Raw genomic sequence first — 22,523 nt, forward strand, 5'->3', positions numbered from 1 at the left:
ATAGCACAAGTTTACATTGTTCGCAAATTGTATGCATGTATACTTAAAATTTTGTTTACTGAATTATGTGAATGTTAGCGATGCGTATACATAATGCAAACCTTCCCAAACAACAAAGCTCTGTGTCCATTGAACACAGAGCTTTGTTTTAGCTTTATATACAGTTTTGACTTGTCAAATGGCGTAGAAATTGACCAGCTTGGCATCAATGATGCCGTCAATGCCCTTGACATCTTTCAGCACGCTTGCCGGAATGTCATGGTCAACGGTCAGCACCATCAGGCTCGTGCCTTCGACTTCCGTCTTGCCCACCTGCATGCCGGAGATGTTGATGCCATGCACGCCGAGGAAGGTACCAATCGTACCGATAACGCCGGGCTTGTTGATATGCGGGCACACGAGAATGCGGGCCTGCGGGTCAACGTCCACACGGAACTTGTTGATGCGCACAATGCGGGCTTCGCTGCCAAAGAGTGTGCCCTGCACCGTGAGGTTCTTGCCGCCGCCAATATCGGCTTTGACCGTAATGAGGTTGGCAAAGTCTTCGGCTTCCTTCTTCTTGACTTCCGTCACCTTGATGCCGCGTTCTTTGGCCAGTCCCGGTGCGTTGACGTAGTTCACATCGTTTTCCATAATGGGATTCAAGAGGCCTTTGATTACTGCCGTGGTCAGCATGCCCGTGTTGACTTCCGTAATCTCGCCGTTGTAGGTAACCTCCACCTTCTTGACGGGAGCTTCAGCCAAAGATGCCACAGTGCCGCCCAGGCGTTCAGCCAGCGTAAGGTAAGGCGCAATAACCTTCATGACCTGCGGAGAAACCGGCGCCATATTGACTGCCGTTGCCACCGGCTCACCCTTGAGAGCTGCGAGAATACCTTCGGATACATCGAGAGATACACCGACCTGCGCTTCCACCGTGGATGCACCCAGATGCGGCGTCAGCACAATGCCCGGCACACCGACGAGCGGATGGTCTGCACCGACAGGCTCGCTGGTGAATACGTCGATGGCTGCACCGGCCACAATCCCCTGCTTCACAGCTTCGGCCAAATCTTCCTCGACGATAATGCCGCCGCGGGCGCAGTTCACCAGACGCACGCCCTTTTTCATCTTCTTCATCTGTTCCATGCCAATCATGCCCTTGGTGTCAGGCGTCAGCGGCATATGCACCGTGATGAAGTCCGACTGCGTGATGACATCGTCGAGCGTGCCGACCGTCACACCCAAATCTTTGGCACGGTCTTCGTTGATATAGGGGTCATAGGCGATAACATTCATATCGAAGGCCATGGCGCGTTTGGCCACGCCAGAACCGATACGGCCCATGCCGATAACGCCCAGCGTCTTGTTCCGCAATTCCACGCCCACATACTGCTTGCGATTCCACTCGCCCTTCTGCATGGTTTCATTGGCAATGGGAATATTACGGGACATGGCCAGCATCATGGCCATGGTATGTTCCGTAGCGGCGATGGTGTTGCCGCCGGGAGAGTTAATAACGATAATGCCCTTGGCCGTAGCTGCCGGAATGTCGATATTATCCACGCCAACACCAGCACGACCGATTATCTTGAGCTTCTCTGCCCGATTGATGACTTCAGCCGTCACCTTAGAGGCAGAGCGCACCATCAATGCATCATACTGCGGAATTACTTCCAACAGTTCCTCGGCGGAAATTTTGTCCCGCACATCTACTTCAAACTCCTTCTGCAAAAGCTCAATGCCCTTGGGCGAAATGCCATCAGCAGCCAAAACCTTCATATCCATCGCTCCTTATAATCAAAATAACACTATTCCATTATAGTTTATCCACTTTATATCAGCAAGTGTATTTTGCAGAAAAACAAGATTTATTTTTTGTTTTAGCCTTATGCTATTAATTTATTCTTTATGTAACTATCCCCTGCCCGCATAATTCAGAGCCACCATGGTGATATCATCCGACTGCTCAGCCGCCCCTGCATGACGCTGGACCTCCAGCAGCACATCTTCTATGACTTCCCCCGGCTCCGCCTTGACAGATAGCAGGGACAATTTCTTTTCCAGACGTTCCTTGGTAAACATCTGCCCACTCACATTCATGGCCTCTGTCACACCGTCTGTATAAAGGAATAGCCGGGAACCTTTGCCCAGACACATCTTTTTTTCCTCGAAGGGAATTCCTTCCATCATGCCCAGGACAGGACTTTTCTTGGTCAAAGGCAAGTAGGACAGCATATCTCCCTCCAGCAGCAAGGGCGGATTATGACCGCCATTGACATAGGTAAAATCTCCCGTGTTCAGCTCTAAAATGCCTGCAAACACCGTCACAAAGAGTCCCTCTTCATTTTCGGCCGACAGTTGGTCATTGGCCAGAGCCACAGCTTCTGCCAAACTCCTTTCCGTCTTGCCCGACAAGATGGAATTTTTGAGCACCGTTTTGGCTACGGCCATGAACAGGGCGGCCGATACGCCTTTATCCGACACATCCGCAATGATTACTGTCAGGTGATTCTGGTCAACGTAAAAGAAATCATAGAAATCGCCCCCCACTTCCTTCGCAGGATACATGGCTGCGGCCAGCTGAAACGCCTCATTTTTAGGCAGCGGGGCCGGCAGCAGACTGATTTGAATTTGAGCTGCCGCAGCCAGCTCTGCCTCGATGCGGGAAGTTTCAAAGGATATGCGGGCAATTTCATCTTCGTAGCGTTCCAATTCATCCGTCATGCCATTGAAGCAGGCGGCCAGATGATTGATTTCATCCCCCTCGGGTATCACTTCCAATTTATGCGAAAAATTCCCCTTAGCAATTTCTTTGGCCGCTTCCATTAGCTTGCGCAACGGGCGGCAGAAGAATTCCGATGCACGGGCACTTCCATAGGATACCAAGGCTACAGCGAGCATTACACTGATAATCAGCAGCCCCGCGAAAAGCGCCACCATTCGCTGCAACGAGGCATTCAGTTCATCCATCTTGCCCATCATCCGTCCTTGGGCATCCTTAGCCGCCTTTGTCACCCTGGCTTTCTCCATCAAAGTGCCTACGCTCCAAGTCTGCCTTGGCACAGGTGCATACGAAAGATAATATTCCTCCCCTTCGAAATTCAATTTTCGATAGCCAATATTGCCCTTCACCATACGGCGGGCTGCAAAAGACAAACTGGTGATATTGCTTTTCTGCAAATCCTGTCCCAAGGGAAAGTCCGCAGTAAATTTCTCTTCTAACTCCTTTAATAGAACTTCGCCGTTGCTACCCAAGGCAAAGAAATTAATATTGCCTTCCTCTTCGACCGGCAGAAAGTTGTCGGGTTTGCAATCCACGCCTACCACACCGGCAATACCATTGGCATCATAATAAGGCGTGACGCAGGGCAGCACCAGCTCGCCATCCGTTCCCAGGTAACTCTCGGTATACGCAGGTGACGAATGTTTTAAGCCGCTGCTATACCAATTCCCCTTTCTGGCATCATATGTATGTCGCCAAGGTTCTTTACTCAACTGCGAAATAGCGTCTGCTTCTTTTTTTGCGTCGAAGCGGATAATATAACCATGTTTGGAAACCACAAATACGCATTGATAATATTCGCCCAGTTTGGTCATGGTCGTCGCGATATTGGCGACTCTCCGTATTTCCTGCTCCAACTCCGGCGAAACACCTTTCTGTACCAGTTCGGGGCTAAAATGGACATAAACCGTCCCCCGCGGAACATCCTCATAAAGTGCATTGGGAATTGTCTTGGGCGAATACTTGCCGGGTGCCTGCAGAATGCTGTTCAATTCATCGCAAATATACTGCACATCTGCCTGCACCATCCCCGCTTCATACCCCATTATGCCGGCACGGATTTCCGCTTCCCCCTCAATCTGTTCCTGCGCCTGCTCCTTGGCAAAATCCGTTGTATAGTAGGAAACGGCGCGTGAGATAATCTCGTCTTTCCCGCTGACCAGGGATTGCATTTCATAAATGCCATAAAGCATAGGCATTCCCAAAAAGAGAATGCCCAAAGTACACCCCAATAACATGAGCAGGAACAGCCGTTTTCTTATGCCCGGCCTCATTGTCAACACATCCTTTTCCCACCAGTCTGTCATGATTTTCACCCGTTCCAGCGCAGTACCATCAGGGCAATATCGCCTTCCTGTCCGGACTTCTGCCGATAAGATTTCATGGCCGCTTCCATGGTAAGCGTAATATTCTCGGCAGATTCAGTAGCCATCGGCGCCATTGTCTTTTGGAACCAGGCCAAATCCAAATAGCTCCCGTCCGCTCCGCTATGGCTCCATACATTGTCCGTATAGAGGAAAAGTACATTGCCATGCGCAAGAACTGCCCTGCCTTGCTTTAACTCGCCCACATCTTCCCGCTTAGCCAGTTCCTCAATATCCTCCCCATGACATAAGAGCGCCGGAGTCGGCGAAGTATTGGCAAAGGAAAGCTCGCCTGTCCCGGTATCGAGAATCCCGACAAAAACATTGACGGATAATTTTTCCACATTTTCCTCCGCCAGCCGTTCCATGGCCTGCTGCAAGGCAGCCGCTGGATTTTTTCCCCGGTTCGTATTCAGGCAATTTCTGAGAATATTCTTCGCCACCGCCATAAAGAGTGCCGCAGGTATGCCCTTCCCCATATCATGGGAACTGCTATCGACACTGGCCATAGTCAGAACCAGACGATTTTTGTCCAGATAGTAAAAATCATAAAAATCCCCGCCCACTTCTTTAGCCGGTTCCATGCGGGCAAACAAAGAAAATTTCTCGCTTTTTGGAAACGCTTTGGGCAGCAGGCCCTTTTGAATACCAATGGCCACGTCCAGCCCTGCTGCAGCCTGGGCCTTTTTCGCCTGCGCCTCAGAAAGTTCCTGCATATATACGTTCAAGTCATCTGTCATGGCATTGAAACTATCTGCTAATTTCTCTATCTCATCCCCGGTGGAAATATGGATTTTCTCATCGAAATGACCACCTGCCACCCGGCGCATACCTTCCGCCAGTTCCGTAAAGGGCCGCGTAAAATTCTTTGCCCAGCGCCAGCTCACCCAAAATAATACCACGAGCAACATGCCCATAGCGCAGAATAAATAAATGCGAATTTTTTCCAGCAACGGCGCCGCCATTCCCTGCAGTTCCTGCAGTTCCTTTTTCGTCGAAAGGCCAATGAACTGCGCATCCGACCGGACTTCCTCCAGCTTCACCAGTTCCCCATAACTCCAGCCTTTATCGCCCACATGGGCATATACGAGATAACAATCTTCCCCGTCAACCTGCACACGCTTTGAATTATTGTTCCCGGCAATCATATCCTCTGCTGCCTGCGAAAGCGCCTGATTATCCGTTTTCCGCAAGTCAAAGTCGGGACGATTCGGGGCAAAGGTTCCCTCTTTTGCGGAGGATAAGACAATCTGCCCTTGGGGATTTATGAGAAAACTGATATTGTCCTCGGTGAGTACCTCTTTTTTTATTTCCTGCTGCAAAACAACAGGCGCAATGGAAATGCCCACCACACCGGCAAAGCCGTCTGCATCCTCATAAGGCATGACACAGGCCAGCAGTGTCTCGCCGCCCAGAGACGCGTATATGGGAATAATCTCCGCCACATCTTTGCCCACGGCTTCCTTCCCCAGCTTATACCAATACCTGTCTCTGGTATCATAAGCAGGCGTAAGAGCCTCCGCAGGCAGAACAATCAATTCATCCGGATTCGACATAAAATCCATGCGCAGGCTCCAGCCATCCTTGGAACCAATATAGAACAGCATGGGAGCTGCCTCATAACTTTTGGCCAAGCGATGCATAACATCACCAATATTGGCACTTTGCAAGGCCTTTGGCGAGGGGCTGCCTCCGGAAGCGCCTGCGAGAAAATACAGCTGCCCGGAGCGCACATTCTCCTGTCGCGGGTCATAGATACGGTATGCGGAAGCAGCGCTATTCTCCTGCGTAAGATTTGTCATGCTCTTGGCCAGGATAGCGACATCGCCTTCCAGTTCTTGCATAAATATTTCCACATAATAGGCCTTTTGCAAAATGACAGATTCCATGCGCTTCCGCACTTCGTCCTCGGCAAAGTTCTCTGCTTCCTGCGTAATATTCCCCGCCAGAGTGACCACCTGACGGTCAAGCAGATTCTCCGCTTCTTTTAACCCTAGGAAGAACATGCTCCCCAGCAGCAAGGAAGTGGAAACACCTGCCGCACAAATAAAGAGCAGGGCCTTGCCGTGGATATTCATCTTCATCGCCCCTGCCCCCTATCTTTTAATAGTTTCTGCCCTATGGTCAGGCCAATTCATCCAGACTATCATAAACTTTGACCAGCATATCCATATTGGAATCTTCCAGCACTTCTTTCACAAAACCTTCCCCGCAGCAAAGAGCAAATTCCTTGCCCTCCGCTTTTGCCTTTTTGGACAGGCGCAGCAAAATCCGAATGCCCGCACTGGAAAGATAATCCATTTCGGAAAGTTCCAGAACCATTTTCTGGCTTTCTTCCTGAATCTTCTCCCACTCCACACTGACATCGGCAGCATTCAATCTGTCCAGCCGCCCCTTGGCTTTCACCACTACCCAATCGTTCTGCTTGCCCGTTTCAAATTCCAGTGTATCCATCTTCATTTCCTCCGTTCCAAAAGCAGAGCCAATTTGCTATTTGGCTCTGCTTTTTATCCTATTCATTTTATTTTTCCTTCTTTTTTTCCTGGCATCCAGGAGTGCCTGCAGCTGCTGCATAGTCCAGTTCGTCCTCGCTGAGTCTCTTATCGTTCCACTTGGAGCGGAAGGACAGGACGGTTTGATTATCCCGGCGGTGCATGGCCAGAATTTTGTCTTTCAGATTTTCTTTAACGGTATCCAGTGTCGTATAATCAAAGGCTCTCAGTTTCTGTTCCAGTTCCATCTCGTTCATCTTTCTCCCTCCTTTGTTTGTTCTCTATCTTTCTTGTCCTTTATATCCCTGGCAGCAAAAACTGTGAGGGGTTTTCAAAAAAAATTACTTTTCTTTTGCCGACAATAGCACCCGCAGCTTCTTCCGGGCCTCCATGAGCACATGCCGCACGTTATCCGGGGTCATGCCGAGCGCTTTGGCCACTTCTCCCGACTTCATGTCCAGCCAGTAGGTCATCTCCAAAATTCTCTGTTCACGCTCAGAGAGCTGCATAATGGCCTCGCGCAATTCCGTCATTTCCTCCGTGTTAAGCGTCTGCTGCTCCGGGGTAGCCGTATCTGCGGCCGGGTCAAAATTATCTTCCCAGGTAGCGTGCATGGTGACAGCCTTGCTGCCAAAATGTTTGTTCAGCGCATTCTGCGCAATGCGGAAAAGCCAGGTGGAGAAAGCGCCCTTGTCCGGGTCGTACTGGGAGAGTTTCTCATACATGCTGATGAAGGTTTTCTCCACCAGTTCGTCTGCCAGATGATGGTCACAGGTTTTCTTCAAAAGATACTGGTAGACTCTGGGGAAATAATGCTCATACAGCTCCGTAAAGGCCTGCTCATCCTTGACGGCATTCTGGGCCACCTGGCTCCAATAAGCAATATCCTTGGTCATGTATGTTCCTCCTTTGCCTGGATGTCCTCTGTCCGGTTTCTCTCCTTATCAGAGCGAATCACAGGGATTCCCATGGCCTTTTCCAACGTCGCACGATAGAGATTATATTGATAAAGAGCCGTGCTGTAGTTTGACCGGGCCTGTGTGAGCTTTTCCTGCGCATCTGCGACACTCAGCAGGATGTCCACACCTTCTTCATAGCGCACCTGCGCTATGGTATAGCTTTCTTCAGCCTGCTTCACCGCTGCTGCCGCCGCTTTTATATTATCCTCCGCCGTCTTCATCTGAATGTAAGCCGAGCGGGTTTCGAGCTGAATGGTCTTTTTGATGCGGTTGGCCTCGGCCTGATATTGGTTAACATCGGCCTTGGCCTGCTGTACCTTCGCTGCCGTGACGCCGTTATCAAAGATGTTCCAGGACAGGGTAATCCCCGCCTCCCAGCTGTCACTGCGCTCATTTTGGAAGGCTTTGGTGCCGGTAATGCTCTTGCCTGCCACACCATTGACTCTGGGGCGGTAGCCGGACTTGGCCGCGTCTTTTTCCGCTTCGGCGCTCTTGACTGCCAGTTCAGCTGCCTTCCCATCCGGACGATGCGCCAGCGCATATGCCTCACAGGCTGGCAAATCTTTTTCATACGGCTCATAGGAAAAGACATCCACGGCTTCGATATCTGTATTCTGGGGCAACCCCAGCTTGCTGGCTAGAGTTGACTCTGCCACTTCCACGGCCGCTTGGGCTGAATTGAGATTCTGCTGGTAGTTGGCCAACCGGACCTGCATCAAGAGCACATCGGCCTTGGCCACCGCCCCTTCGGTGTACTGATCGTTGATGAGTTTTAGCTGGGCGCCCCCCATGTCCACCGCCTTTTGGGCAATGCGTTCCAGATTGACCCGATGAACCAGATTGGCGTAAGCCTCCGCCGCCTGAAAGCGCACGGTCTGCCGGGTATTCTCCAGCGTCATGTCCGCCCGGTTCAGCGCATAACCCTTGGCCTCCTGCTGATTTTCCAGCTGGCCACCGGTATAGAGGGGCACCGTGAGGTTCCAACTGTTGGCAAAGGTGCTGCGATAGCCAGAAAGCCTGTAGTTTTCTCCGCCGATGCGGTAGGCCTGGCTGTTCCATGTGACACTTGGCCCTGTGGACCGCCGCGTGGCCGACAGGCTCCACTTGGCAGCATCCCTGCCCGCCTGGGCCGCCTCAATTCGCTCATCCGTTGCCAGCGCCATCTCGATGGACTGGGCCAGAGTCAGCTGCACCGGCTCATTGTTCTCCCCGTACATCTCCCCGTAGGGTACGGCACTAACCGGAGTCATAGCACAGGACAGTGCCGTCAATGTCAGTAAAATCGTCTTTTTCATGGGAAGTCTCACCTTCTAAATCTATCTGCTATAACTTTTGTGTCAATCATGCTACCTGCCGTTTTACCAATTCTGAGAACAGACCGCCCTTTTCCAATAGTTCCTGAAAAGTCCCCTGTTCAGCTACCTTGCCATCATCCATGACGATGATGCGGTCACAATTTCGGATGGTCGAAAGACGATGCGCCACGATGATGCGGGTTGCCCTGAGGCGGTCCAGACTCTTGGTAACAATGGCCTGTGAACGGTTGTCCAAAGCACTCGTTGCCTCATCAAAAATCAGCAGGCGGGGTTTTCCCACCAGAGCACGGGCAATGAGCAGGCGCTGTCGCTGGCCGCCGGAAATATTGCTGCTGCCCTCGCTGATGACCGTCTGCATACCCATGGGCATCTCGGCGATGTCCTCGGCAATGCCCGCCGCTTCCGCTGCCTGCCAGGCATCTTCCTGCGTCAGCAGCCGCGTCCCGACAATATTGGTATAAATATCTCCTGTCATGAGCTGGCCATTCTGCAGCACCACCCCCATCTGCGAGCGCACGGAGGGCAGGGACAGTTCCGATAAATCCTGCCCGTCAAAAGAAACGCTACCCCGCTTGGGTTCCTCGAAGCCCAGCAGCAGACGCACCAAAGTACTCTTGCCACTGCCGGATTTGCCCACGATGGCCACGTTTTCTCCTGCCGCCACAGAAAAGCTCACATCCGAAAGCACTTCCTTGCCCTCGACTTCCTTGACGCCGCCCTTATCGTCAGTCACCATATGGGTGTAGGCAAAGGAAACATGGCTGACTTCGAGAGCACCGGTAAGGCGGCCGGCCTCATGCTTTTCCTCGCCGCTTTCCGGCACGGCCTCCAAAATGGGCCGCAGATTCTCCAGCTGCGGCTGGATGGCAAAATACTGGCTCACGAGGCCAATCACACCGCCTACTACTCCGTTGAAACTGGAGTAAGCGGCGTTGAAGGCGATGAACTGCGCATAGCCGATGCCCTGCTTCACCGTCCTGCCGTCCGGCCCCACTTCATTCATACCATAGACGGCAATCCAGTAGAGAATCAGCGTGAGAATGAAGGGCTGGATGCTGGAAATTATGCTCGTGTAGTTGTTCTGCCAGCGCAGCTTGAGGCTCCAATTCCAGTGCTCACCAAAGGCACGCGTCCAGAGATTGTACGCCTGTTCCTCGGCCCCCTGCACCCGGAATTTGGACAGTCCGGCGAAAATCTGCTGCACAGTGCCCGCAGACTTATTGCCCGCCTCAATGATTTTCCGTTGGAAAAACAGCACCCGTCTGAGCACCAAGGCCACGAACAAGCTATAGACAATCCAGACGCCAATGGCCGCCGCCGTGAGCTTCAGGCTGTAGTAACACATGAGGAAAATGCTCCAGAATGAGAAGATAAAGCTGAGAATGGAGCCTACAAACTCGCCGGAAGCCAGATTCTTGGCAATGCCAATACCGGCCATGCGGCTGGCCAGTTCTCCCACGGTGAACCGGCGGAAGAACTTCGTCGGCAGACTCATGAGCCTGCCCCACATAGCAGCTTCGGCGGAAATCTCAATGCGGCTGGATATGCGCATCACCGCCACGGAGCGCACGATGCCCAGCGCCGCCGTGGTGAAGCTCGTCACCATCAGCGCCTGCGTGACTGTAGCAAGTCCCTGCCTGTCTAAAATCGGTATAATGTCCTGAAATATGGTTTCCGTGATAATCGGTGTTGCCAAAGGAATAAGTCCCGCAAACAGGCTGCAAATGATAATCGTGCGATAGTCTGCCTTCCAGCACTGGTGAAACATGAACTTCACCAAATCCCATAGTTTCAGCGCACGGGACGGGAAGCCCGCATAGCATTGGAAGGCATCCTTAGCTATGTTCTTCACCTCTGCATCCGTAAGCGGGATGCCCTCCGGCTTTTCCCGCAGCAGAATACGATAGCTTTCCGGGCTGTCGGGAATAAAAGCCGCCAACAGCTTCTCATGATGCCCCGGCGGGGTGTAGAAGCCAATCATGACGCCTGTGTCCTTCTTGTACCAGCCCTCGGGCAAGCTCACCAAGCGCATCTGCATATTGCCCTGTTGGATGAAGCGGCGCAATAGCGCCACAGGCTCCTTGTCCTGCACCTTATCCTTCATATTGCCCAGAAACGTCGTCGGCATGGAAAGGGCCTTGGCGGCCTGCTCCACCACATATTCCACTTCCGAAAGCAGATGGTTGCTGCGGTTTTGCGTCCACGTCCCGGCAAAGAGCTGTTCCTCTCCCAAAAGACTCCGGATGCCGTTTTCCACCATCGTCTTCTTGGCATTCTTCTTCTGCAAAATGCGGCGGGAGTGACGCTCGTCCTCCGCTCCGAAACGCATTCCAAGCAGCGTGGATAAAAGCTCCTCATGCTGGACGAACTCCTCCAGCAGGGACTCCTTGTCTGTAAAGCCTGCCAGCATATCTGCCTGCTGCCACTGCCGGAGCATATCGTCGCCCTTGTCTGCGATAAGACGCAGCCAGGGAATACGCACCAGACTGCGGAACCAGTGCTCCATCAGCGGGCGCAATTCAGCGAGCTCTGTCCCTGACAAGGGAGCACCGCTCAGCACGGCATCATTTACGGCATAAATCTGTATACGGACTTCCTCGAACTCATCCATGGCCGGAAAGACTGCTTCCCCGGAGGTCAGCTCCATAAGATAGCAGCGGCGGAAAGAAAGCTTGCCGCTGCTGGGCACCGCATAGACTTCCACCTGTCCGGAAAGCACCTGCCAAAAGCTCTTATCGTCCTCAAGAAGAAAGCGCTGCCCTGCTAATAAACGCATATTTTCCTTCATGGGCATTACCTCCTTCATTCATCCATAGTTTCCATTTCTTCTTTCTCCCGCTCCTCGATAAGCCTACGGTAAGGGCCATCATGCTGCACCATTTCCCGATGGATGCCGCGCTCCACTATCTTGCCATGGGAGAGGACGATGATTTCATCGCAGTCCCGGATAGTGGACAGCCTGTGGGCCACAATCAGACAGGTGCAGCCACGATGCCGGATATTTTCCAGCACCTTCTTTTCCGTAATGGGGTCGAGGGCGCTGGTGGCCTCGTCCAGCACGAGAATCGAGGGATTCACGGCTAACGCACGGGCGATTTCGAGCCGCTGGCGCTGACCGCCGGAGAAATTCACGCCGCCTTCGGCCACCTGGGCCTCATAGCCACCATCCAGCTGCAGGATATCCTCATGTATGCAGGCATCCTTGGCCGCCGCGATGATGTCGCTCTTGCGCACAGTGCTGTCAAAGAGGGCAATATTTTCTGCCACCGTGCCGGTAATCAGAAAGATGTCCTGGTCTACTGCTGCCAGCGAACTCGTGATGACCTGCCGCGGCACCTGCCGCCGGGGCGTGCCGTCAAAGGCCAGCGTGCCAGTCCATTCCTCATAAAGACCCGTGATGATTTTCGCAAAAGTGGACTTCCCGCTGCCGGAGGCACCCACCACCGCAACCCAGTCGCCAGGGCTGGCATGGAGGTTAAAATGTTCCAGCAGGGGCGGCTCCAACGGACTGTAACCAAAGCTCACATCATCAAGGGTTACCTCCCCCGAAAGCCTATCCATGGGAAATTTTTTGCTCTTTTCCTCTTCATCTGCAGGAAAGTTCAGACTGTCCACCTCATAGCAGCGCACATCATTGAGCCTCTGCATCTGCATTTCTGTGGTCTGCAGGGTGCTCCCCAGCCCCACCAATGCATTGACAGGAGCTTCAAAACTGCGCATGAGATGCTGAAAAGCCATAAACATACCGGCAGTCATGGCGCCCTCCATGATGGAGAAGCCGCCGATGGTCATGATGAGGGCACCGTTGATACCCGAGAGCAATGTGGGCAGCATCTTCACCGACATGGCCCAAAGAGCCGTCTCCTGAGAGGCGGTAAGAACTTTCGTCTGGTAGCCTGCCCACTTGGTGAAGAAATCCGACTCATCCCCATTGGCCTTGATGGTCTCAATCATGCGCAGTCCATTCATGGCCACACCATAAGCCTTGCCTGCATCCTGCTGTATGCGCATATTGAGGTCGGTCAGATGCCGCCGCATAGCCAGGAACAACACGATTTCCACCGAGCTGAAGAGTACGCCGATAATGGTCAGAGTCACATTGTACTGCAAGAGCAGCAACAGATAGAATAACGCTACGAAAAAGTCCAGCACAGCCGTAGCTGCAGGCCCTGAAAGGACACCAGCAATGGATTCATTGAATCCCACGCGGCCCGCTACTTCAGCAGCATAGCGCTGATGAAAAAATTGCATGGGCAGCTTCAACAGATGCCAAAAATAGCTGGAAGAATCCGCCAGTGTCAGCTTTCTCTGCCACTGGGTGAGCACAACCGCCCGCAGCCAGGTCATGATGCCCGACAGAATAAAGGAGGCCGTCATGGCCATACAAAAACTCGTCATCCAGTTCAGATGCTTCCGTGTCAGAATTTCATCCAGAAAAATCTGGCTCATGACCGGCCCGGCCAGACCGGGAATAATGGCGCAAAATTCCAGTATGAGAATGAACAGGGCTGCCCAATGGTCTTCCATGAGCTTTTTGCCCAAATCTTTGAAAACATTGTAGCGGTGACCGGCTTTTACAAAGTCCTCGCCCGGCTCGATATAGAGGGATACACCCGTATAGGATGTACGAAACTCCTCCAACGGCACGGTGCGCCGCCCCATGGCGGGGTCGTTGAGATAGGCTTTGCCGTTTTTGATACCTTCCAGCACCACAAAATGATTGAATTCCCAATGAATAATCAAGGGAAAGGGATTTTCCGGCAGGAGCTCCAACAGGTCATCCGTTGACCAGCGGTAGCCATCTGCCTGACACTTTCTGTTCCGTGCCGCCCGTATGACACAACTTGCTTTCGAACCATCGCGGTTTACACCGCACTCAGCCCGAAGCTTTTCCAGCGGTATCCAAAGGCCGTAATGAGCCAGCACCATGGCCAGAGCCGCCGCGCCACATTCCGTAGCCTCCATCTGCAGGATGGTCGGAACTTTTACCCGGCTGCAGTCCCTTGTGAATATGCGTTTCACTTTCTCTAACATGGCCTCACCTGTTCCTCAGCCATTGGCTCAATTTATAGAAAACCTTCTCGATGGGCGGACGCCGCTCGATGATGATGGAGCCGGTGCAGAAACTGCCCGGTGTTATAGGCTTATGCTCGCCTACGGAAGAAGTCCAAAGATAACCCGACTGCGACCCGGGGTCTTTCACCAAATCAAAGTTCACTTCCATCACAGCACTTTGCTGACTTTGGAGAATCCACTGCGCCAGTTGTTCGTTGCCGAGTTCCTTCTGCATGGCCTGCGGCGAAATGGGATACTCGGAGACAGAGCGCACAATGCCCAGCAAGCTGCCCGACTGGGAAACATCCACGCCATTGGGGGCCAGCTGGATTGTCTGTCCTTTCTCCACCCGCTTGCCGCCCTTGTCCACGGGGATATAGAGCACGCCTCGAAGGTCGCCGCTGGTATTTTCCACGCGCACGTTGACGATGGGCACCCCGCCGCCTACCACGGAACCGGCAGCCACGAGGACTTCACTCACAGTACCGTCATAGGGGGAGTGAATATACTCCGCCGCCTCCTTCTGATTGCGCCGCGAATCGAACTCATGCACCCGGTTCACTGCATCCCGGCTGTTGGCAGCCAGCTCCGGCCCATACTGGGCCATGCGGGCAGCCGTTGTCTCCTGGGACTGGTAAAGATGCGCGACAATCTCCCCTTTTTTCACCTTGACACCGGGACGGACAAAGAGTTCATCAATGGTGCCGCCGGATACCGTGGAAATCTTTGCCACGCCGGAAACATCCATGATAAGCCCCATGCCGTCAGCCTTGACGGTAAAGGAACCAAAAACAGACCAGATAACCACCGCAAAAACCATTACTGCTACTGCCACCAGTCCCATCCAACCGAGTGGGGTGGTGATGGGCAGCACCGTATCCAGTTTCTCCGGGGAGCGCATCTTGTCCAGCGCCTCCTGGCTGAAAATCTGATTGTTGCTGCGCGTCCAGCGCTCTGCTGCGCCCTCTGGGGATTTATTATCCTTTTCCTGCTTGTCCATCAGCTATTCTCCCCTTCCAGCACGATTTCCGCCTTCATGCCATCCTCCAGGCCCTCGAAGTTGCCCACTAGCACGATATCTCCTTCAGCCAGGCCCTCGCGTATCTCGATATACTTGTCATCATCCGCTCCGGTCACCACGGAACGCAGATGGATAATGCCGTCTCCATCCACGACAAAAACCGCATTGCGCGCGTTGTCATACATGGAGCTCAATGGCACGGTCAGGCACTTATAGGGATTAACAGCCTGCATAATGACGCCCGTATAGGTCAGCGGCTCCAACAGATGCGTGCGGTTGTCCACTTCCCATACAGCCCGCCGCACATCAGCAGGCTCGGACAGCGGCGGCACGATTTCCCGGAGCGTCGCCTTCACCTTCTGATTCCAGCCCTGATTGCCAGCGCCAAACTCCGTATCATAAGCCTTGCCCATACTCCAGCGGTTGGGGAATTTCAGTTCGAAAGACTCTCCCAGCTCCATTCGGCGGGTACTGCTGTCTGCTACCGTCAGTGCGAAGGTCAGCCGGTCGAAATTGCCCACCAGCGCCACGGGCGTACCCGCCTGTACATAAGCACCTTCCCGCTGATAGATAAGGAGCACATCCCCATCCACCGGTGAAGTCACAGAGAGCCAATTCTTCTGCACCAGATACTGATCCCGCTGGCTTTCAGCCTCGCGCAGGGCCTCCTTGGCAGCCAGGTAGCGGGCCTCTGCCTCCTCGTATTTCTCATGGGAAGTAGCATCCTTGGCCATAAGCCGTTGCTGCCGACGGTATGAGCTATTGGCCTGCGCCAGAGCTGCCTCAGCGCGGCTTACCGCACTGGTTGCCTGCTGTATCTTCAACGGAATCTGGTCATTAGCCATGGAGAGCAATACCTGCCCCTTATTCACGTTGCTGTTCTTCTCCACATACCACTGCAGGATACGTCCATCCGTAAGGGCCACCGCATCCGTCATACGCTCACTGACAAAGCGCACCGTCTCCATGGTAATGATGGGCTGCATCTCCCGAACTTCCGCCTTGGCCGCCTTGAGCTGCAGCGTTCTGTTGTCCATGCGACTGGCTATCTGATTCTCATCACTGTAATTAAGCCATGCCCCATAACCAACAATAGCCAGGGATATCATGAGGATAACGACAATACCAATATAAAAATATTTTTTCATAATCATCTATATCCTTTCCCAATCCATTTCTCCGCGGTGTTTCCCCTATTCTATAAAAATATAAAATTATCTTTATTAGTTAATAATTTTCTCTTTAATTCGTAAAATTCCTGCTTTTAGGACATCATTCCAGATTCCTGCACATAAGAAAAACCCGTTGACAAGTCAATTTGACATGTCAACGGGCAGCTCAGCCTAGCCAGCTAATCCCAGTGTGATTCTATCTTCTGGCTACAATTTGGAACTTACAGCAGATTTCGCGGATGCATAGACTTCACATAAGCACCCACATACTCCGGCGCATCCTTCCCGTATTTTTCGAGCAATTTCACAATCGCCGACCCCACAATCACGCCGTCAGCAATCTGTGCCATGCGTTTGGACTGGTCAGGATTGGCGATACCAAAGCCAATGGCACAGGGCACATCCGTAACCTTGCGGATTTCCTCGACCATTTCCGTCAGATTCGTGGTGATTTCCTTACGCACGCCGGTAACCCCCAGACTGCTGACCACATAGATAAAGCCCGTGGCTTCCTTGGCAATCATGGCGATGCGCTCATGGGACGTCGGCGCAATCATGGAAATCAAATCCACGCCGTACTTTTCGCTAAGTGCGGAAAATTCCTCTTTTTCCTCATAGGGCAAGTCCGGCAGGATAAGGCCATCAATGCCGACTTCCTGACATTTGGCAAAGAAATCCTCCCCGCCATAGGAGAACACCACATTGGCATAGGTCATAAAGACCAGCGGAACCTTGACTTCCTGCCGCAGTTCTTTGACCATTTTGAAAATCTTGTTGGTATTGACGCCATTTTTTAGCGCGCCCAATGTGGAACGCTGAATTACCGGCCCTTCGGCGGTGGGGTCAGAGAAGGGAATCCCCAGTTCGATAAGGTCAGCGCCGTTATCCACAGCCGCTTTAATCGCGGCCTTGCTCGTTTCCATATCGGGAAAACCGCAGGTAAAAAAGGGTATAAAGGCTTTGCCGTTTTTGAATGCGTTTGCAATATTACTCATGAATATCCTCCCCCCGATAGCGGGCAATAGCGGCACAGTCCTTGTCGCCCCGTCCGGATACCGTTACAACGATGATTTTGTCCTTGTCCAGCTGCGGTGCCAGTTTCATGGCATGGGCGATGGCATGGGAGGACTCAATCGCCGGGATAATGCCCTCCGTCCGCGAGAGATATTCAAACGCCTCCACCGCTTCATCATCAGTAATCGCCACATACTCTGCCCGCCCGATATCATGCAGGTGGGCATGTTCCGGGCCAACACCGGGATAGTCAAGGCCCGCTGAAATGGAATACACCGGTGCAATCTGACCGTTTTCATCCTGACAGAAATAGGATTTCATGCCGTGGAAAATCCCCACACGTCCTGTATTGATGGTCGCCGCCGTTTCAAAGGTATCAATGCCCCGGCCAGCAGCTTCACAGCCAATCAGCCGTACCTGCTCATCCTCAATAAAATGATAGAAACTGCCGATGGCGTTGGAACCGCCGCCTACACAGGCCAGCACCGCATCTGGCAGGCGGCCTTCTTTCTCTAACATCTGACTTTTGATTTCCTGCGAGATAACCGCCTGAAAGTCGCGGACAATCGTCGGGAACGGATGCGGCCCCATAACAGAACCTAAGCAATAATGGGTATCGCTGATGCGGGTCGTCCATTCGCGCATGGCTTCAGATACGGCATCTTTAAGCGTTGCCGTACCGGAAGTAACCGCTACGACCTTTGCCCCGAGCAGGCGCATACGGTAGACATTGAGCGCCTGCCGCTCCGTGTCCTCCTTGCCCATAAAGACTACACAATCCATGCCCATAAGTGCCGCCGCCGTAGCCGTAGCCACACCATGCTGGCCCGCGCCGGTTTCGGCAATCAGGCGGGTCTTGCCCATCTTTTTCGCGAGGAGTGCCTGTCCCAGCACATTGTTGATTTTATGGGCACCAGTATGATTTAAGTCCTCGCGCTTGAGATAGATTTTCGCCCCGCCCAAGTCGCGGGTCATCTTCTCCGCGTAGTAAAGCCGTGATGGACGGCCGGCATAGTCGTTTAAGAGTTCCGTAAGTTCCTTTTGGAACTGCGGGTCATTTTTATAGTGGTTATAGGCTTCTTCTAATTCGATAACGGCATTCATCAAGGTTTCGGGAATGTACTGCCCGCCATGAATGCCAAATCTCCCCTGAGGATTGGTCATTGCAAACTCTCCTTTACTCTATCCGCAGCGGTATAAAACTCCGCTAGTTTTCCATTCTTATCTTCTGCCCGCATCAGGGCTTCTCCCACCAACACGGCACTGGCACCCATCTTCACAGCGGCTTTGACATCTTCTGCATCCTTGATGCCGCTTTCGGCTACAAAAATAATATCTGCAGGCACGAGTTCACGCAAGTTGACACTATTATTGAGGTCTACGGAAAAATCCTTGAGGTTGCGGTTATTGACGCCGATTATCCGCGCCCCCGCATTTAAGGCCATCTTGACTTCTGCTTCATCATGGGCTTCCACCAACGCTGACAGCCCCAGCTTATCGCAGATGGCCAAGTATTTCCGAATCTGCCCCTCCGTCAGCAGGGAGCAAATCAGGAGCACCGCTGCCGCGCCTAAAAGTTTGGCTTCATAAATCATATATTCATCCACGGTGAAATCCTTGCGCAGGCAGGGAATGTTCACCGCCGCCGCAATCTCCTGCAGATAAGCATCACTGCCTAAAAACTCGCGTGGCTCCGTCAACACGGAAATTGCATCAGCGCCAGCAGCCTCGTATTCCTTGGCAATCTGCAAATAGGGAAAGTCCGGCGCAATAAGTCCTTTAGACGGCGAAGCCTTCTTGCATTCGCAAATAAAGGACAGTTTTCCTTTCCGCAAGGCCTGTTCAAAGGCAAAATCCCCTTTGGGCAAAGCCATTGCTTCCTCACGGATTTGCGCGAGCGGCTTTTCTTCTTTCGCTGCCTCCACCCGTTCGCGGGCGTAACCTGCTAATCGCTCTAATACATTCATGCCACCGCCTGCACTTTCTGACTTATAGCGGCAAACTTCTCCAAAGTTTCCATGGCCTTGCCGGAGTCAATAAGCTCTACCGCCAGCTTTACGCCCTCCACCAAAGTCGGTGCCTTGTCGTTAATATAGAGCGCCGCTCCAGCGTTTAGGAGCACGGCATTGCGTTTATGCCCGCGTTCGCCCTGCAAAATACTGCGGGTAATCGCGGCGTTTTCTGCGGGCGTGCCGCCCACCAAATCGTCCTTCGTGCAGCGCTCCATGCCGAAGTCCTCTGGCTTAATGGTATAAGCCTTGACCCAGCCATCGCGGATTTCGCAAACCGCCGTGGGCGCTGACAGGGAAATCTCATCCAATTTATCCTTGCCGTAAACCACCATGCCCCGTTTAACACCAAGACTGCTGAGCACATGCGCGAGCGGTGCCACGAGGTATTCATCATAAACCCCCAAGAGCTGACGGGTCGGGCTGCCAGGATTGGTCAGCGGGCCAAGGATATTGAACACCGTCCGCACACCGAGTTCCTTGCGGATAGCGCCGACATATTTCATCGAGGTGTGATACTTCTGCGCAAAGAAGAAACACATGCCCACTTCATCGAGAAGTTTCTTGCACATCTCCGGGCTTTGCTCGATATTTACGCCCAGCGCCTCCAGACAATCTGCCGTACCGCATTTGGAAGATGCTGCCCGGTTGCCATGCTTGGCCACTTTTACGCCGCCCGCAGCTGCAACTAAACTTGCCGTAGTCGAGATATTGAAGCTCTGGGAATGGTCGCCGCCCGTGCCGACGATATCGCAGATATCCATGCCCGTGTCCACCTTCGTCGCATGGTCACGCATCGCCGCCGCACAACCGGCGATTTCTTCCGTGGTTTCCGCGCGGGCACTCTTGGTGGAAAGTGCCGCCAGAAACGCAGCATTCTGCGTAGGACTAGTCTTGCCGCTCATAATCTCATTCATCACGGCATAAGCTTCATCGTAAGTCAAATCCTCTTTGCTGACAATCTTTACAATAGCCTGCTCAATCATGGTAAATCCTCCTTCGATACAAAAACTCCGGCACGGTTCTGCCATAACTCAGGCAATAGAAAACGCCCTTGACAGAACTATCCATTCTATCAAGGACGAAAAGTTTTCACACTATCCGCGGTGCCACCTTGTTTTCATGGCTTTTGGCCATGCGCTTTGCAGGATACAACCATATCCCCGGAAACTCACGCGTTCCTCACGTTGCAGAATACTCTGGCCTGACAGGTCAAACCATTTGACTGCACCCTCGGCGGTCCATTTGACAATTCGTTTCTTGCCTGACTTCCAGCAACGCAGGCTCTCTGTAAAGGCGTAAAAGCCGTTATCTCCGCTTCATCGGTTTAGGTCACTACGATAAAATAATCTTACAATATTATTTATCGCAGTTCCTTATTGTTTAATTTTGAAATTGATGTAAGCTTATCATTATTCCGCAGGTATGTCAAGATATTTTTCGTAAATCTGTAAAATTTATCTTTCCAGCTTCATCATCTGTATTTTATAGAGAAACAATATTTGTTTTTGCCCTTGCTTTTATAAAAAATTAGGGGTAAAATAAAGAAAAATATCCGCTATATGTAACATTGTAAGTTTTTTACTTTTAGGAGGTACTCCATGGAAGCAAATCGCGTATATAACTTTAACCCCGGCCCGGCTACCCTGCCCCTGTCGGTACTCAAGGAAACACAGGCAGAATTCTTAAACTTCGGTGACAGCGGCATGTCCATTCTGGAAATCAGCCACCGCGCTAAACCCTATGCCGCCGTACATGCGCAGGCCAAAGCCGATATCAAGGAACTCATGGGCCTCGGCGACGATTACGAAGTTCTGTTCTGCCAGGGCGGCGCCAGCCAGCAATTCGCCATGATTCCGCTGAATTTTGCAAGCAAAGACCATCCCGGCAGCTATGTCCTGTCCGGCAGTTTTGCCTCCAAAGCCTACAAAGAAGCGGAACTCTTAGGCGTAGGCGAAATCGCCGCTTCCAGCAAGGACAGAGATTTCAAGCATATTCCTATTCAGGAAGAACTCAAAATCAATCCGAATGCTGCCTACGTACACCTTTGCTACAACAACACCATTTATGGTACGGAATATCACTACATCCCTGAAACAAACGGCGTGCCCCTCTTTGCGGACATGTCCTCAGATATGCTCTCCCGCCCGCTCGACTTCAAGAAATTCGACTTCATCTACGCCGGCGTGCAGAAGAACTTAGGCCCTGCTGGTGTCGTGCTCGTCGTTGCCAAAAAAGAACTGCTCGCCAAGAGCCCTAAGACTCTGCCGACCATGTTCCGCTACAGCACCTTCCTCGAAAAGGATTCCCTCTACAACACGCCGCCTGCTTTCTGCATCTACATGGTCGGCAAAGTTGCCGCCTGGATTAAGGCTGAAGGCGGACTTGAGGAAATGGCAAAGCGCAACAAGAAGAAAGCCGCTGTGGTCTACGATGCCATCGACAATTCCGACGGTTTCTACAAAGGCCATGCTGACAAGGACAGCCGTTCCTTCATGAACGTGACCTTCCGCCTGCCTTCTGAAGAACTCGAAGCAAAATTCGTAAAAGAAGCTTTAGAGCAGGGCCTTAGCGGTGTCAAAGGCCACCGCAGTGTCGGCGGCATGCGCGCTTCCATCTACAACGCCATGCCCTATGAAGGCGCTGAAAAACTCGCCCAGTTCATGGATAAATTCCGCAAAGAAAACGCATAAGTTCCCTGTTTTCATAACTGACTCGTCAATTGACGGGTCAGTTTTTAAGTTGCAATTGCAGTTTGTAGGAGAGTTCAGTTCGTGATAAAGGTCCCATGTTCATACGTTGTCAGGGGCAAACGAGGGAGTAATTTTTCTGTTTTCCGCTAAACGACCCCTTCGCCAGATAGAGCTGTCCAGTTACTCGCGCCGGGCAGGCCAACGGCGCTGCTTTCAACGTATTTGCTTAGCTGATTTCTACAGGGGCCGGCCTTCACTTCGTTCAGGCAGTCGCTCCCTACAGAAAAATCACTCCCTCGTTCGCCCCAAGTTACGAATTAGGCAATTGCCACGAACTCGTCTCTCCCGTAACAAGAACATCGATGTTCTTGCCGCTTGTCACCACGAAAATACCGTCTTATACGGACATCGCTTAGGGCGGAGGTGGTGATGCTTTTCGCCGTGGAACGACTGTCCGAACGCAGTGAGGACTGGCCCACAAACAGCATAAACTAAACACTGAGCTGAACATACGCGCCGCCGGTCTTGCCCGGCGCAGGTAACTAAAAAGCCCATATATTTACTTGTGGGTCATTCAGTGCAACGGCGAAAAGTATTACCACCTCCGCCCAAACTGAGCTGTAACAAAAAATTTCAGCACGTACTGGCAAATTGTAATTTACGA

The 22,523-nt window shown here is 52.3% G+C and carries 16 protein-coding genes; 1 reads left to right on the forward strand and 15 read right to left on the reverse strand.

Translation table 11 applies throughout. The features are described 5' to 3' along the window. Window positions 1–174: 174 nt before the first annotated feature. The 15 genes from serA to trpD all read right to left on the reverse strand — a co-directional run bounded on the left by serA (window position 175) and on the right by trpD (window position 20,152). Window positions 175–1,761 (reverse strand): phosphoglycerate dehydrogenase, encoded by a 1,587-nt coding sequence (gene serA, locus T320_RS11830; RefSeq protein WP_026761190.1) that lies wholly within the window; start codon window positions 1,759–1,761, stop codon window positions 175–177. A 135-nt stretch (window positions 1,762–1,896) separates the two neighbouring features. Continuing rightward, window positions 1,897–4,071: a SpoIIE family protein phosphatase gene (locus T320_RS14095; RefSeq protein WP_156032845.1), complete on the reverse strand. Its 2,175-nt coding sequence runs from the start codon at window positions 4,069–4,071 to the stop codon at window positions 1,897–1,899. A gap of 5 nt (window positions 4,072–4,076) precedes the next feature. After that, a complete protein-coding gene (locus T320_RS11840) occupies window positions 4,077–6,212 on the reverse strand; it encodes a SpoIIE family protein phosphatase (RefSeq protein ID WP_037356100.1) in 2,136 nt (711 codons plus the stop codon). Between the two features lie 40 nt (window positions 6,213–6,252). Beyond that, complete coding sequence (locus tag T320_RS11845; RefSeq protein ID WP_037356104.1) at window positions 6,253–6,582, reverse strand: STAS domain-containing protein; 330 nt, start codon at window positions 6,580–6,582, stop codon at window positions 6,253–6,255. Window positions 6,583–6,649: 67 nt separating this feature from the next. Then, window positions 6,650–6,877 carry a hypothetical protein gene (locus T320_RS11850; RefSeq protein WP_037356107.1) on the reverse strand — a complete coding sequence of 76 codons (228 nt, stop codon included), beginning with the start codon at window positions 6,875–6,877 and terminating at the stop codon, window positions 6,650–6,652. Window positions 6,878–6,961: 84 nt separating this feature from the next. Beyond that, window positions 6,962–7,516 carry an RNA polymerase sigma factor gene (locus T320_RS14100; protein ID WP_051608764.1) on the reverse strand — a complete coding sequence of 185 codons (555 nt, stop codon included), beginning with the start codon at window positions 7,514–7,516 and terminating at the stop codon, window positions 6,962–6,964. After that, window positions 7,513–8,874 (reverse strand): TolC family protein, encoded by a 1,362-nt coding sequence (locus T320_RS11860; RefSeq protein WP_051608765.1) that lies wholly within the window; start codon window positions 8,872–8,874, stop codon window positions 7,513–7,515. The genes T320_RS14100 and T320_RS11860 overlap by 4 nt, the downstream gene beginning before the upstream one ends. Before the next feature lie 46 nt (window positions 8,875–8,920). Then, window positions 8,921–11,683 (reverse strand): NHLP bacteriocin export ABC transporter permease/ATPase subunit, encoded by a 2,763-nt coding sequence (locus tag T320_RS11865; protein WP_051608768.1) that lies wholly within the window; start codon window positions 11,681–11,683, stop codon window positions 8,921–8,923. Window positions 11,684–11,697: 14 nt separating this feature from the next. Further along, window positions 11,698–13,929, reverse strand: coding sequence for an NHLP family bacteriocin export ABC transporter peptidase/permease/ATPase subunit (locus T320_RS11870; RefSeq protein WP_051608769.1), 2,232 nt, complete (start codon window positions 13,927–13,929; stop codon window positions 11,698–11,700). A gap of 4 nt (window positions 13,930–13,933) precedes the next feature. Beyond that, a complete protein-coding gene (locus tag T320_RS11875; protein WP_026761196.1) occupies window positions 13,934–14,950 on the reverse strand; it encodes an HlyD family secretion protein in 1,017 nt (338 codons plus the stop codon). Beyond that, entirely contained in the window at window positions 14,950–16,119 is a 1,170-nt protein-coding gene (locus T320_RS11880; protein WP_197019430.1) for an efflux RND transporter periplasmic adaptor subunit, read from the reverse strand. Before T320_RS11880 ends, T320_RS11875 begins: the two co-directional genes overlap by 1 nt. Window positions 16,120–16,364: 245 nt before the next feature. Continuing rightward, complete coding sequence (gene trpA, locus T320_RS11885; RefSeq protein WP_037356113.1) at window positions 16,365–17,138, reverse strand: tryptophan synthase subunit alpha; 774 nt, start codon at window positions 17,136–17,138, stop codon at window positions 16,365–16,367. After that, window positions 17,131–18,321 (reverse strand): tryptophan synthase subunit beta, encoded by a 1,191-nt coding sequence (gene trpB, locus T320_RS11890; RefSeq protein WP_026761199.1) that lies wholly within the window; start codon window positions 18,319–18,321, stop codon window positions 17,131–17,133. The genes trpA and trpB overlap by 8 nt, the downstream gene beginning before the upstream one ends. Then, window positions 18,318–19,124 (reverse strand): indole-3-glycerol phosphate synthase TrpC, encoded by an 807-nt coding sequence (gene trpC, locus T320_RS11895; RefSeq protein WP_037356116.1) that lies wholly within the window; start codon window positions 19,122–19,124, stop codon window positions 18,318–18,320. The genes trpB and trpC overlap by 4 nt, the downstream gene beginning before the upstream one ends. Then, on the reverse strand, window positions 19,121–20,152 hold the full coding sequence (gene trpD / locus T320_RS11900; RefSeq protein WP_037356118.1) for an anthranilate phosphoribosyltransferase: 1,032 nt from the start codon (window positions 20,150–20,152) through the stop codon (window positions 19,121–19,123). Before trpD ends, trpC begins: the two co-directional genes overlap by 4 nt. A gap of 615 nt (window positions 20,153–20,767) precedes the next feature. Here trpD and serC point away from each other — a divergent pair. After that, on the forward strand, window positions 20,768–21,859 hold the full coding sequence (serC, locus tag T320_RS11905; RefSeq protein ID WP_037356121.1) for a 3-phosphoserine/phosphohydroxythreonine transaminase: 1,092 nt from the start codon (window positions 20,768–20,770) through the stop codon (window positions 21,857–21,859). The last annotated feature ends 664 nt before the right edge of the window (window positions 21,860–22,523 follow it).

This window comes from Selenomonas sp. FC4001, from assembly GCF_000701565.1.
Lineage (GTDB): Bacteria > Bacillota > Negativicutes > Selenomonadales > Selenomonadaceae > Selenomonas_A > Selenomonas_A ruminantium_B.